This is a genomic window from Halomonas sp. PGE1 (assembly GCF_013000985.1).
GTDB lineage: Bacteria > Pseudomonadota > Gammaproteobacteria > Pseudomonadales > Halomonadaceae > Halomonas > Halomonas alkalicola.
The window spans coordinates 914,200-927,935 of record NZ_CP053032.1 but is presented as its reverse complement, the minus strand read 5'-3'; the positions used below and the strand labels follow the sequence as shown (position 1 = coordinate 927,935).

Sequence of the window (13,736 nt, the reverse complement as noted above, 5' to 3'; positions counted from 1 at the left end):
TACGATTCCTTGACCCGCCGAGCATAGCAGCCGCCGGGGCCGGCGGCCGCTCCCGCTGGCTCAACGCTGGAGGCGCCTAGCCGAAGCGCCGGCGCAGCTGGCGCGCCGCCTCCACCATGTTGGCCAGGGCCGGCTCCACCTCCTCCCAGCGGCGGGTCTTGAGGCCGCAGTCGGGGTTGACCCACAGACGCTCCAGCGGGATGCGCTCGGCGGCCTTCTCCATCAGCGCCACCATCCACGCCACGTCCGGCACATTGGGCGAGTGGATGTCGTAGACGCCGGGGCCGATCTCGTTGGGATAGGCGAAGTCCTGGAAGGCGTCGAGCAGCACCATGTTCGAGCGTGAGGTCTCGATGGTAATGACGTCGGCATCCAGAGCGGCAATCGACTCGATGATGTCGTTGAACTCCGAATAGCACATGTGGGTGTGGATCTGGGTCTCGTCGCGCACCCCGGCCGCAGTCAGCCGGAAGCCATCCACCGCCCAGGCCAGATAGCCCGGCCACTCGCTCCGGCGCAGCGGCAGCCCCTCGCGCAGCGCCGGCTCGTCGATCTGGATGGCGCGGATGCCGGCCGCCTCCAGGTCCCGGACCTCGTCGCGCAGGGCCAGGGCGATCTGGCGGCAGGTGGTCTCGCGGGGCTGGTCGTCGCGCACGAAGGCCCACTGCAGCATGGTGACGGGGCCGGTCAGCATCCCCTTCATGGGCCGGTCGGTGAGCGACTGGGCGTACCGGCTCCAGCGCACCGTCATCGGGCCCGGGCGGCTGACGTCACCCACGATCACCGGTGGCTTCACGCAGCGCGAACCGTAGCTCTGCACCCAGCCGAAGCGGGTGAAGGCGTAGCCATCGAGCTGCTCGCCGAAGTACTCCACCATGTCGTTGCGCTCCGGTTCGCCGTGCACCGGCATGTCGAGGCCGAGCGCCTCCTGGCGCGCCACGGCATGGGCGATCTCCTCGCACATCTGCGCCTCGTAGGCCTCACGGGAGAGTTCGCCGGCCTTGAAGGCGCGGCGCGCGGCGCGGATCTCGGCGGTCTGGGGGAAGGAGCCGATGGTGGTGGTGGGGAAGAGCGGCAGGTCCAGCGCCCGGCGCTGGGCCTGGGCACGCACGCCATAGGGGCTCTGGCGCTCGAGGTCCGCCGGCTCGACGCCCGCCAGGCGGTCGGCTACCTCGGGGCGGTGGATGCGCGGCGAGTCGCGCCTGGCCTGCAGGGCCAGGGTGGCGGCCTCCAGTCGCTCGCGGTCGGCCTCGGTGGCGCGGCCATCGAGCAGGCGCGCCAGGGTCACCGTCTCGTCGAGCTTCTGGCGGGCAAAGGCCAGCCAGCTTCTGAGCTCGGGGTCGAGCTCGGTCTCGCGCGCAAGGTCCACCGGCACATGCAGCAGCGAGCAGGAGGGGGCGATCCACAGCCGCCTGCCGAGGCGGATGCGCGCCTGGGCCAGACGTTCGCGCAGCAGCGCCAGGTCGGCGCGCCAGACGTTGCGCCCATCGATGGCACCCACCGAGAGCACCTTGTAGGCGGGCAGCCGGTCGAGCACCGCCGCCAGCTGCTCGGGGGCACGCACCGCATCGATATGCAGCCCCGCCACCGGCAGGCCGAGAGCGAGGCCGAGGTTATCGCCCAGGCCGCCGAAGTAGCTGGCCAGCAGCAGCTTCACCGGGGCCCGGCCCAGCACGCTGTAGGCGGCCTCATAGGCCTGCTGCCACTCACGGGGCAGGTCCTGCACCAGCGCCGGCTCCTCGAGCTGCACCCACTCCACGCCCAGGTCAGCAAGGCGCACCAGCAGCTCGCCATAGACCGGCAGCAGGGACTCGAGCAGGCTCAGGCGGTCGAGCCCCTCGTCGCGGGCCTTGCCCAGCCACAGCCAGGTCAGGGGGCCGAGCAGGGTCACCTTCACCGCATGGCCCAGCGCCTGGGCCTCGGCCACCTGCTCGAAGAGGCGGGAGCTGGCCAGCCGGAAGGACTGGCCGGCGTGGAGCTCGGGCACCAGGTAGTGATAGTTGGTATCGAAGTACTTGGTCATCTCGCAGGCGGCGGCGGGCTCGCCGCTGGGCGCCCGGCCGCGGGCCATGCGGAAGGCGGTGTCCAGCGACACCTCGCCGGCCGCCAGCTCGGCCTCGGCGCCGAAGCGTGCCGGCACCGCCCCCAGGGTCACGGAGAGGTCCAGGACCTGGTCGTAGAAGGCGAAGTCACCCACCGTGACCAGGTCGAGCCCCGCCTCGCGCTGCTCGGCCCAGTGCCGGGCGCGCAGCTCGCGCCCTGCCCGCTCCAGCCCCTCGCGATCGAGCTCGCCCTGCCAGTAGGCCTCCACCGCACGCTTGAGTTCGCGATCGGCGCCGATGCGCGGATAACCGATAACATGAGAGATACTCATTGAAAAACCCTCCATGGATGAATAATCCAGCAGAGTCTGGCTGGCCACGCAGGGTGAATCAAACTAAACTTCCTAATCTTGAAAATGAAAATGGCTCACTCGGCATGCTCGAACTGCGACACCTCCGCACCCTGGTCGCACTGCGCGACGCCGGCTCCCTCGTCGAGGCGGCCGAGCGGGTCCACCTGACCCAGTCTGCCCTCTCCCACCAGATCAAGGACCTCGAGGAGCGGCTCGACAATCCGCTGTTCGTGCGCAAGACCCGGCCGGTGGAGTTCACCCGCGCCGGCCAGCGGCTGCTGACCCTGGCCGAACAGGTGCTGCCGCTGGTGCGCATGGCCGAGCGCGACCTGGCGCGGCTGGCCGGCAACGAACAGGGCCGGCTGCACATGGCCATCGAGTGCCACAGCTGTTTCCAGTGGCTGATGCCCACCGTCGACCACTTCCGCGACCACTGGCCCGAGGTGGAGATCGACATCCCCGGCGGCCACCACTTCGACCCGCTGCCGGCCCTGGCCCGCGAGCAGCTCGACCTCGTGATCACCGCCGACCCCCAGCCGCTGGCCGGCATCCACTACGAGCCGCTGTTCCGCTACGAGGGGCTCTTGGCGGTGGCCCGCCAGCATCGCCTGGCCGGCAAGGTGTTCGTCAGCCCCCGGGAGCTGGCCGAGGAGACGCTGATCACCTATCCGGTGGAGCACGCGCGGCTGGATGTCTTCACCCAGTTCCTGGACCCGGCCGGGGTGCGCCCGAAGGAGCTGCGCACCGCCGAGCTGACCATCATGATGATGCAGCTGGTGGCCAGCGGCCGCGGGGTCTGCGCGCTGCCCAACTGGGCCCTGACCGAGTACCTGGAGCGCGACTACGTGAAGGCCGTGGCGCTGGGGGAGAAGGGCGTGTGGAGCACCCTGTTCGCGGCGATCCGCGAGGAGACCCGCCAGGCGCCCTGGATGGAGGACTTCCTGCGCACCGCCCGGGAGACCTCCTTCGCGGTGCTGGAGGGGATCAAGCCCGCCTAGCGGGCGCCGGCGGCTAGGGTCGCTGGGGCAGCAGCAGGGTGAAGCGGGCCCCGCCCAGGGCGGGGCTGGCGTCCACCCCCACGCTGCCGCCGTGCCAGGTCATCACCTTCTGCACGATGGAGAGCCCCAGCCCATAGCCGCCGGAGCTGCGGGTGCGGCTGTCGTCGAGCCGCGCGAAGGGCTTGAAGATCGCCTGGCGCTCGCCGACCGGCACCCCGGGGCCATCATCCTCCACGTCGATGCGCACCAGGCGGGGCTCCGCCTGCACCTGGATCACCACCCGACTGCGCGCATGGCGGCAGGCGTTGGCCACCAGGTTCTGCAGCGCCCGCTGCAGGTAGCGCGCCTCGGCCAGGGCCTCCACCTCGGGTCCCTCGGCGAGCACGATGGCCAGGTGGCCGTGCAGCGGGCTCAGCGCATCGATCACCCGCTCCGCCATGGCCCGGCAATCCACCAGGGTCGCCTCCATCTCGCGGCCGTTGACCGCGTCGCTGCCCAGGCGCGCATAGGTGAGGATCTCGTCGACCAGGCCATCGAGCTCCTCGATGTCGCCATCGATCCCCTGCAGCTGACGCCGGATCGCCGCGTCGTCGGTCATGTCCTCGACCATCTGCACCGCGAAGCGGATGCGGGCCACCGGCGTGCGCAGCTCATGGGAGACCGCGCGGATCATGTCCTGCTGGGCGCGCAGCAGCGCCTGGACCTGGGCCGCCATGCCGTTGAAGGCCATGCCCAGCCGGCCGAGGAAGTCGCCACTCTCCACCTTGACCCGGGTGTCGAGCCGGCCGGCGGCGATGCGCGTGGCGGCCAGCTCCAGCCTTGCCATGCGCGCCTCGACGCCGCGCACGATCAGGTAGATGGTCGCCCCGAGCACCGCCAGGAGGATCAGCACCACCAGCAGCTGCAGCGATACCGGCACCGGGTCGAAGGCCTCCACCGGCCCGATGGCCAGCCAGTTGGCCTCGCCGCCGCCGGGCAGCGCCAGGTACATGGCCATGCCCCAGCGCCCGGGGAAGAGCCGGATCACCACCTCGCCATCGGCCAGGCGGCCAAGCTGGTAGGGGTCCAGCCCCGCCGGCGGCGTATCGCCGAGGTCGACCGGAACGCTGCCCGCAGCCACCCGGGAGAGCCGTGCGCGCCGCTCGGCGGGCGGGCTCTGTGCCAGCCATTCCGCCAGCAGCTCGGTGAAGCCGCGCAGCTGCTGCTCGCTGAGGCTGGCCAGGTCCACCTGCAGCAGGCGCTCGCCGTCGGGCAGCTGCTTCAGCAGGCGCCAGCCGCGCTCATCGCGCTCCTGCACCAGCACCTTGCCCCGTTCCAGGCGCAGGCGGGTGAAGTAGCCGAGGGAGGCGCCCCCGACGGGCAGCACGGAGGGGGTCAGGTCGAGGCGACGGGCCTGGGCCTCGAGCCAGCCGGCATGGGCATCGGCGGGCAGGGCCTCGAGGCGCTGGGCGAGCAGGCGCATGGGCACCTCGGCGAGCTGCTCGCGATGGTGCTCACGGCGCACCTGGTCGACCATGGCCACGCCCAGCAGGGCCAGGCCGAAGGTCAGCAGCAGGGCGAGCGCCAGCAGCACGTAGACGCGCAGGAAGGTGCTGTCGGCCAGGACCCGCCGCATGGCTCAGCTCTCCTTGACGAAGAGATAGCCCTTGCTGCGCACCGTCTTGATGCGATGCGGCTGGTTGGGGTCGTCACCGACCTTGGGCCGGATGCGTGACACCCGCACGTCGATGGAGCGGTCCTGGCCGTCGTACTTGATGCCGCGCAGCTGGGCGAAGATCTCCTCGCGGGTCAGCACCCGACCGGCGTTGCTGGCCAGCAGCCACAGCAGGTCGAACTCGGCGCTGGTGAGATCGATGCGCTCGCCGTCCAGCCACGCCTCGCGGGTGGCGCTGTCGATCTCCAGGTTGCCGAAGGTGAGCCGCGGCTCCGTCGCGGCCTCGGCGCTCTCGGCCCGGCGCAGCAGGGCGCGCATGCGCGCCAGCAGGACCCGGGGCTGAACGGGCTTCGGCACGTAGTCGTCGGCGCCCATCTCCAGGCCCAGCACCTGGTCCATGTCGTCGGTGCGCGCGGTCAGCATCAGGATCGGGCCCGGATAGTCGCCGCGCACGCGCCGACAGATCGACAGGCCGTCCTCGCCGGGCAGCATCAGATCGAGTATCACCAGGTCCGGCTGCAGCGCCAGGATCCGCTCCACGCCGCGAGCGCCGTCGGCCTCAAGCGTGACGCGGAAGCCGTTGGCCTGCAGGTAGTCGCGGGTCAGGTCGGCCAGGCGCTCATCATCCTCGATGATCAGCACATGATCCTGTTCCCGGGGGTCCAAGCTCTCGTCCATCCTCAAGTTCCATCCTGACTGGCAGGTGATCGGGGCAGCGGCGCCCAGGGGCATACCGCCATTGGCTAAAGGATACCCGAAATCCCCGGATACGCCTGCCTGTCGCCACTCGACGACGGCATAGCGCCCGGCGGGGGCCCACGGCTCCCCAGGAAGATCACAAGCCGTCCACAGGGTTATCCACTTGAAGCCTGCCGAAACACACACTATCTTGTGCCTCCATACGAGGCATAACACTACATCCTGTGAAAAGACCCTCTCCGCCGCGGTTCCTTCACAGACGCCCCCGAGCGTTTTTCATCACCGCCTCTCGTTCACCTGACAGGGACTCCATCGACATGTCATCCACGACCTCTCCGGACGCGCCGTCCGTCACCGTCACCGCCCCGCAGACCCTGCGCGTCATCAAGCGCACCGGCGACGTGGTGCCCTTCGATGCCGGCAAGATCGCCGTGGCCATGCGCAAGGCGTTCCTGGCCGTGGAGGGCGACAACGCCGACGCCTCCTCCCGGGTACGCGATCTCGTGCGTGACGCCAGCGAGGCCATCGCCCAGGCCTTCCTGCGCCGCATGCCCGACGGCGGCACCGTGCATATCGAGGACATCCAGGACCAGGTCGAGCTGGCGCTGATGCGTGCCGGCGAGCAGAAGGTGGCGCGCGCCTACGTGCTCTACCGGGAGGCCCACGCCCGGGCCCGCGCCGCCGCCGGCGGCGATATCCAGAAGCCTCACCCCACTCTCAACGTGACCCTGCTCGACGGCACCACCCGCCCGCTGGACCTGGGCCGGGTCGAGACCCTGGTGCAGGATGCCTGCGCGGGCCTCGACAGCGTCGAGCCCGGCCGCATCGTCGAGGACTCCCTGAAGAACCTCTACGACGGCGTCAGCGTCGATGGCGTCTCTCAGGCGCTGATGATGACCGCCCGCACCCTGGTGGAGAAGGAGCCCAACTACACGTACGTCACCGCCCGCCTGCTGCAGGACAACCTGCGCCGCGAGGCGCTCGCCTTCCTCGGCGTGGCGGATGAGGCCACCTATCAGGAGATGGCCGAGCTCTACCGGCCGGCCTTCGAGGCCTACGTGGCGAAGGGCATCGAGTTCGAGCAGCTCGACCCGCGCCTGGCCGAGTTCGACCTGGCGCGCCTGGGTGATGCGCTGGACCACACCCGCGACAACGCCTTCACCTACCTGGGCCTGCAGACCCTCTACGACCGCTACTTCATCCACCGCGATGACGTGCGCTACGAGCTGCCTCAGGTGATGTTCATGCGCGTGGCCATGGGCCTGGCGCTGAACGAGGACGACCGCGAGGCGCGGGCCATCGAGTTCTACGAGCTGCTTTCCAGCTTCGACTACATGGCCTCGACCCCGACCCTGTTCAACGCCGGCACGGTGAGAAGCCAGCTCTCCAGCTGCTACCTCACCACCGTGCCCGACGAGCTCGACGGCATCTACAGCGCCATCCGCGACAACGCCCTGCTCTCCAAGTGGGCCGGCGGGCTCGGCAACGACTGGACCCCGGTGCGCGCCCTGGGCTCCTGGATCAAGGGGACCAACGGCAAGAGCCAGGGCGTGGTGCCCTTCCTCAAGGTGGTCAACGACACCGCGGTGGCGGTCAACCAGGGCGGCAAGCGCAAGGGCGCGGTCTGCGCCTACCTGGAGACCTGGCACCTGGACATCGAGGAGTTCCTGGAGCTGCGCAAGAACACCGGCGACGACCGCCGCCGCACCCACGACATGAACACCGCCAACTGGGTGCCGGACCTGTTCATGAAGCGGGTCTTCGACGACAAGGAGTGGACGCTCTTCTCGCCTTCCACCTGCCCGGATCTCCACGATCTCTATGGCGCCGCCTTCGAGACGCGCTACGAGGAGTACGAGGCGATGACCCGCACCGGCGAGCTCAAGCTCTTCAAGCGGGTGCGCGCCAAGGACCTGTGGCGCCGGATGCTCTCGATGCTGTTCGAGACCGGCCACCCCTGGATCACCTTCAAGGATCCCTGCAACCTGAGAAGCCCCCAGCAGCACGCCGGCGTGGTGCACTCCTCCAACCTGTGCACCGAGATCACGCTGAACACCAGCGTGGACGAGATCGCCGTGTGCAACCTGGGCTCGGTGAACCTGGCCCAGCACGTGGTCGACGGCGAGCTCGACGACGCCAAGCTGCGCAAGACCGTGAGGACCGCGGTGCGCATGCTCGATAACGTCATCGACATCAACTATTACGCGGTGCCCCAGGCGCGCAACTCCAACCTCAAGCACCGCCCGGTGGGGCTCGGCATCATGGGCTTCCAGGACGCCCTCTATGCCCTGGACATCGCCTACGCCAGCCAGGCTGCCGTCGCCTTCGCCGACCGCTCCATGGAGCTGGTGAGCTACCACGCCATCGAGGCCTCCTCGGATCTCGCCGCCGAGCGCGGCCGCTACGAGAGCTTCGAGGGCTCGCTGTGGAGCCAGGGCGTGCTGCCCATCGACTCCATCCAGAAGCTCAAGACCGAACGCGGCGAGAAGTACATCGAGCTCGACGAGAGCGCCACCCAGGCGTGGGGCGCCCTGCGCGACAAGATCGCCCAGCAGGGCATGCGCAACTCCAACGTGATGGCCATCGCCCCCACCGCGACCATCTCCAACATCTGCGGTGTGACCCAGTCGATCGAGCCGACCTACCAGAACCTCTACGTGAAATCGAACCTCTCCGGCGAGTTCACCGTGGTCAACGCCTACATGGTCAACGATCTCAAGGCGCGCGGGCTGTGGGACGAGGTGATGATCAACGACCTCAAGTACTACGACGGCTCGGCCCAGCCCATCGAGCGCATCCCGGCGGACCTCAAGGCCAAGTACGCCACCGCCTTCGAGGTGGAGCCGAAATGGCTGGTGGAAGCCGCGGCACGCCGCCAGAAGTGGATCGACCAGGCGCAGTCGCTGAACCTCTACATCAAGGGGGTCTCCGGCAAGAAGCTCGACGTGACCTACCGCATGGCCTGGTTCCGCGGCCTCAAGACTACCTACTACCTGCGCGCCCTGGGCGCCACCGCGGTGGAGAAGTCCACCGTGGAACGCGGCAACCTCAACGCGGTGAGCAACCAGGCCCCCGCCGCCGACGCCCCCGCACCCCAGCCGATGGCGCGAGAGCCAAGAGGTGTGGAGGACTTCCTCACCGGCAAGGCGGGTGCAGGCTCACGGGCCCCCTCGGCCGCCGAGATCGACGACCTGGGCTGCGAAGCCTGCCAGTAAAGGAGACTCCATGCGACTTCACTACAAATCTCAAAATCGCGAGCTCACTTTTGAAATGGGAGCCAGTATTACTCTTCTTATTGGCGGACTTCTCCAGCTTTTCGGATGAAGAACTAAAAATGGGAGGGGCTTAAAAGCCCCTGCCCATCTAGCTCTGAATTCGGTCATACATATGCTTAAAGGTATTTATCTATGCTGAACTGGGACGAATTCCACGAGGACGAGACCCCCGTTGCCGAGCAACCGACCGAGGCCGCGCCCACGCCGCCCCCGGCCGCCAAGCCGCAGCCGGCCCAGCCGGCCGAAGCCGTGGCCGAGAGTCGCGGCAGCTACCGGGTCGCCGAGGGTGATCGCCTGGCGCGGGCCCGCAAGTCACTGGAGGAGCTCGACGTGGCCGCCGGCCTCGAAGAGCTGGAGATGGGCGCGGCGCGCATCCAGGTCGACGACAAGCAGATGATCAACGCCCGCGCGGACCTGAACCAGCTGGTGCCGTTCAAGTACGAGTGGGCCTGGCAGAAGTACCTGGACGGCAGTGCCAACCACTGGATGCCCCAGGAAGTGAACATGAACGCCGACATCGCCCTGTGGAAGAGCCAGGACGGCCTGACCCCGGACGAGCGGCGCATCGTCGAGCGCAGCCTCGGCTACTTCTCCACCGCCGATTCGCTGGTGGCCAACAACCTGGTGCTGGCGCTCTACCGGCTGATCACCAACCCCGAGTGCCGCCAGTACCTGCTGCGCCAGGCATTCGAGGAGGCGATCCACACCCACGCCTACCAGTACTGCGTGGAGTCGCTGAGCATGGACGAGGGCGAGGTCTTCAACATGTACCGCGAGGTGCCCTCGGTGGCCGCCAAGTCCGCCTGGAGCCTCAAGCACACCCAGTCCCTGGCCCGCCCGGACTTCCAGACCGGCACCCCGGAGACCGACCAGGAGCTGTTGCGCAACCTGGTGGCCTTCTACTGCGTCACCGAAGGCATCTTCTTCTATTGCGGCTTCAGCCAGATCCTCTCCATGGGTCGGCGCAACAAGATGACCGGCGTCGCCGAGCAGTTCCAGTACATCCTGCGCGACGAGTCCATGCACCTTAACTTCGGCGTGGACATGATCAACCAGATCAAGATCGAGAACCCGCACCTCTGGACCCCCGAGTTCCAGGACGAGGTGACCCAGATGATCCTCGAGGGCACCGAGCTCGAGATCGCCTACGCCCGGGACACCATGCCCCGCGGCGTGCTGGGCATGAACGCGGCGATCATGGAGGAGTACCTGCACTTCATCTGCAACCGTCGCCTGGCCCAGATCGGCCTCAAGGAGCAGTTCCCCGGCGCCCAGAACCCCTTCCCGTGGATGAGCGAGATCATCGACCTGCGCAAGGAGAAGAACTTCTTCGAGACCCGGGTCACCGAGTACCAGGTGGGCGGCGCACTGAGCTGGGATTGAGCCCAACCCCCGGCGCTTCGGCACCGGCGAGATACCAGCGGCTTCTATCGCCGCCCCCAGCGGGGGCGGCGATCGTCGTTTCGGGCGGGCAAACCCCGGGCAACCGGGATGGCGACGCTGGCAGTCGGCGAGAGGCGGACCCAGACTGTGGGGGTCGCCCCTTCGCCTCCCCCGCGGCGCCCTGACCGGAGAGCTCCATGTTCACGCCCCCTATCTCGACGACGCCTGTCCCGACGACGCCTATCTCGGTATCTCGTATCCCGATGCCCCCGGCCCCGAAACGCCATCCCCCCACAACGGCCCGGAAGGCCAGGGCATGCCGCCCAGCGCCAGGCGGACGGGGCCACGCGGGCGCCGGCTTCGCCATGGCCCTGGGCCTGGTGCTTGCGGGCTGCGCCGTGCCGGGAAGCGATGCAGGCACCAACTCGGCCTCGTTTTCTGCCTCCGCGGCCTCTTCCGCGCCCTCCGCTCCGCTGTGGGACAGCGACGGCCTTTCGGCCCAGCCACGGCTCTCAGCCCATATCGAGCGCCTGCCGGAGGGGCTCGGCTTCAGCCCCGGCACCACCGAGTGGGAGGCCAGCGATATGCCTCTCCCCGCCACCAAGGACTCCCCCGCCGCGCTGCTCGCGGCCCTGGTCGCCGAGCAGGAGCGGCTCTCGCCCCTGGGCGAAGGGCACTGGGAGCAGACCCAGCGTCTCCAGCGCAACGGGGAAGCGGCTGTTGGCGTAGTGCTCATGTGGGGCTTCAAGGACGATGCGGTGCTGGGCCAGGACTACCGGCTCACCATGCACGAGGAGGCCGACGGCTGGCACGCCGAGTACCTGGAGGTCCGCTACCACTGCGGTCGCGGCGTCGGCGACGAAGGGCTTTGCCTGTAAGACGAGACGATACCGGCCAGGGCGCCAGGGGGCCCGCACTGCGATACGACTATACTGAGAACCAGCTTGCCCAACGGCGAGAGTCGCCATGCCCTCAGCAGCCCATCGTGCCTGGCACGCCCTCCTCCTGGCCATCGGCCTAGCCGCCGCGCCGGCTGCCTGGGCGCAGACACCACCCCCCGTCGACACGGCCCGGCCGGTGCCCAGCGAGCATGTCTCGTTCGCCTGGGAGCACAGCCCTGAGAGCCTGAGGGTCATGGATCTCGAGGGCCGCGAGATCGTCGCCGAGATAGCGCCCCTGCAGGAGCCGGGGCGCATTAGCCTCAGCGCGCCGGTAACCGGCCCCTTCGTGGTCAAGAGCGACGAGATCGAGACCCGTCGCCTCACCGCGGATACCCGGGAGATATTGCCAGGCGGGCTCATCCTACCCACCGACGAGCCGGTCGCCGAGGTGATCCTGCCCCCCGGGTTGGGGATTGCCCCGCTGCCGCCGCTACCTCCCAGGCCCGCCACCTGGCTGCGCCTCACCGCCGTGGCGAGTCCGATTCCCGCCACCTGGAATCCGCTGAGCGGCAGCTACCACACCGAACTCAGCTTCGGCGTTCACCCCTCCGACGAGGGGACGATCGACCCCGAGCAGGCCCTCGAGCGCCCCATCGAAATCCGTGTACGACTGCAGGGTCTCACCACGCGGGAGACGCTTCCTCCCCTGATGATCGAGGCGCCCGGGCTGGTCAACGAACGCTCGCTGGTACTGGAGTTTCTGCCCTCGACGCCAACCCCCACCCTGGAGGTTCGGTCCACTCTCTCGGACGTCAACCTGGAGCTCGCCGCACTGCCGCGGCTGGACGTGCGGCCGCAATCGACCCGCATGATGGGGCTCGGGCTGGCCAGGATGACCGTCAACGTCGAGCAGATCGCGCCACATGGCGCCCCTCTGCCGGCCACTCGCCCCACGCATATCGCCCTGACGGTAGACGGACCCGCGACGCCCGAGCCCGGCGAGCTGCGGCTGGCGCCGGACCAGTCGACGACCTCCTTCGAGCTGCGCTCCTCCGGCCTGACACCGCTGACCGTGCGCGCCGTCGCCGGCGGCCTGAGCGGTGAAGCCACCATCCAACAGCGCTTTCCCTGGGGGCCGATGCTGGCCACCCTGCTCGGTGGCGCCCTGGGCGGGTTTGGCCGGCGCTTCGTCAAGGGCGCCCCCCAGGGTCAGACACCCCTGCGCCTGTTCGAAGGGGTCCTGGTGGCACTGGTGGCCTATGTGGCGGGCGTGCTCGGCGTCGGCTATCTGGCCCTGCCGGTGGCGGTGGTCGCCACCGAGGCCGGTGCCTTCCTGACCGGCGCCCTGAGCGGTTTCATCGGCGTCAACGTGCTGGAGCGCCTGCAGGGCAAGGCGGCAGCGCCGACCGGATAGGAGTTGCCGCCAACGCGAGCGGGCCGCCCGAGGGCGGCCCGCTGCTCTTGCATCGCCATGGTGAGGCATGGCGGCTACCCCTTTGGCCCCAGCAGGAACCAGATGATCAGCCCCAGCAGCGGGAAGAACAGCAGGATCAGGATCCACAGCAGCTTGGCCACGGGCCCGGCCGAGCTCTTGGCCACCTTGACGACGGCCCAGATCACGATGATCAGCCAGATCAGGCCCAGCAGGCCGGTCACTTCGATTCCCATTCGACGTCTCCTTGTCCATTCGGCGAATTGCCCCTTTCATGGGTAGCACAGCGCACCACCGGGAGACAAAGGAAGCCGGGTAGCGAAATGTGACGGGGCGTTCGCGCGCTCAGTCCGGCAGCAGGTGGCCCACCTTCACGTAGAGCAGCGCGCCCTCCTCGCCCGTGAAGGGCGTGTGCTGGCTGCGATGGGGGCTGCGCAGCCAGCTGCCGGCGGGATAGGCACCGAGCTCGTCGTGGAAGACGCCCTCCAGCACCAGGATCTCCTCGCCGCCCCAGTGGGCGTGGGGCTGGAAGCGGGTGTTGGGCGCCCAGCGCACCAGCGCCACGTGCTCGCCCTCGAAGTCATGCAGGGGCATCACGGAAAGCCCCTCCACCAGCCCCGGGCGCCACTCGGCCGAGCGGGTATCGATCACCTTCTGCTCGGTATCCTCGGGCGAGAACTGGTGCAGCTTGACGAAGATCGTCGCGCCCTGCTCCCCCACCCGGGGGGCATGGGCGGTGCCGATGGGGTTGCGCAGGTAGCTGCCCGCCGGGTAGCGGCCGTGCTCGTCGGCGAACTCGCCCTCCAGCACCAGGATCTCCTCGCCGCCGCCATGCTCATGGGACGGGAAGGTGCTGTTGGGCGCATAGCGCACCAGGGAGGTGGCCCGGGCCACCTCCTCGCCGATGCGATCGAGCATCATCCGCTCGACCCCCGCCATGGGCGAGTCGACCCAGCGGTAGGCCTCGGGGGTGACCACCACCCGCTGGTCGAAGTCGGCATTGAGTCGCATGGCACTCT

At 68.8% G+C, this 13,736-nt stretch carries 10 protein-coding genes; 5 read left to right on the top strand and 5 right to left on the bottom strand.

Annotated elements, in window-relative coordinates; all coding sequences use genetic code 11:
* Window positions 1-76 precede the first annotated feature (76 nt).
* A complete protein-coding gene (gene metE / locus HIR79_RS04415) occupies window positions 77-2,374 on the bottom strand; it encodes a 5-methyltetrahydropteroyltriglutamate--homocysteine S-methyltransferase (RefSeq protein ID WP_169957398.1) in 2,298 nt (765 codons plus the stop codon).
* Window positions 2,375-2,478: 104 nt separating this feature from the next.
* Here metE and HIR79_RS04410 point away from each other — a divergent pair, with 104 nt between their 5' ends.
* Window positions 2,479-3,393 (top strand): LysR family transcriptional regulator, encoded by a 915-nt coding sequence (locus tag HIR79_RS04410; protein WP_169957396.1) that lies wholly within the window; start codon window positions 2,479-2,481, stop codon window positions 3,391-3,393.
* A gap of 13 nt (window positions 3,394-3,406) precedes the next feature.
* Here the strand turns inward: HIR79_RS04410 and HIR79_RS04405 are convergent, their stop codons facing one another.
* Entirely contained in the window at window positions 3,407-5,008 is a 1,602-nt protein-coding gene (locus HIR79_RS04405; RefSeq protein ID WP_169957393.1) for an ATP-binding protein, read from the bottom strand.
* 3 nt (window positions 5,009-5,011) lie between these two features.
* Window positions 5,012-5,725, bottom strand: coding sequence for a winged helix-turn-helix domain-containing protein (locus HIR79_RS04400; RefSeq protein WP_110070206.1), 714 nt, complete (start codon window positions 5,723-5,725; stop codon window positions 5,012-5,014).
* A gap of 338 nt (window positions 5,726-6,063) precedes the next feature.
* Here HIR79_RS04400 and HIR79_RS04395 point away from each other — a divergent pair, with 338 nt between their 5' ends.
* From HIR79_RS04395 to HIR79_RS04380, 4 genes are all read left to right on the top strand, one after another.
* Window positions 6,064-8,961 carry a ribonucleoside-diphosphate reductase subunit alpha gene (locus HIR79_RS04395; RefSeq protein ID WP_169957390.1) on the top strand — a complete coding sequence of 966 codons (2,898 nt, stop codon included), beginning with the start codon at window positions 6,064-6,066 and terminating at the stop codon, window positions 8,959-8,961.
* 192 nt (window positions 8,962-9,153) lie between these two features.
* Window positions 9,154-10,404 (top strand): ribonucleotide-diphosphate reductase subunit beta, encoded by a 1,251-nt coding sequence (locus tag HIR79_RS04390; protein ID WP_169957387.1) that lies wholly within the window; start codon window positions 9,154-9,156, stop codon window positions 10,402-10,404.
* Window positions 10,405-10,769: 365 nt separating this feature from the next.
* The gene (locus HIR79_RS04385) at window positions 10,770-11,282 is read left to right on the top strand and encodes a hypothetical protein (RefSeq protein WP_119022914.1); all 513 of its coding nucleotides are present in this window, start codon (window positions 10,770-10,772) and stop codon (window positions 11,280-11,282) included.
* An 88-nt stretch (window positions 11,283-11,370) separates the two neighbouring features.
* On the top strand, window positions 11,371-12,699 hold the full coding sequence (locus tag HIR79_RS04380; protein ID WP_169957386.1) for a hypothetical protein: 1,329 nt from the start codon (window positions 11,371-11,373) through the stop codon (window positions 12,697-12,699).
* 74 nt (window positions 12,700-12,773) lie between these two features.
* On the opposite strand, the gene HIR79_RS04375 is transcribed toward HIR79_RS04380, so the two are convergent.
* Both HIR79_RS04375 and HIR79_RS04370 read right to left on the bottom strand, forming a co-directional pair.
* Complete coding sequence (locus tag HIR79_RS04375; RefSeq protein WP_110070209.1) at window positions 12,774-12,953, bottom strand: PLDc N-terminal domain-containing protein; 180 nt, start codon at window positions 12,951-12,953, stop codon at window positions 12,774-12,776.
* Between the two features lie 109 nt (window positions 12,954-13,062).
* Window positions 13,063-13,728 carry a cupin domain-containing protein gene (locus HIR79_RS04370; RefSeq protein ID WP_119022916.1) on the bottom strand — a complete coding sequence of 222 codons (666 nt, stop codon included), beginning with the start codon at window positions 13,726-13,728 and terminating at the stop codon, window positions 13,063-13,065.
* Window positions 13,729-13,736: the final 8 nt, after the last annotated feature.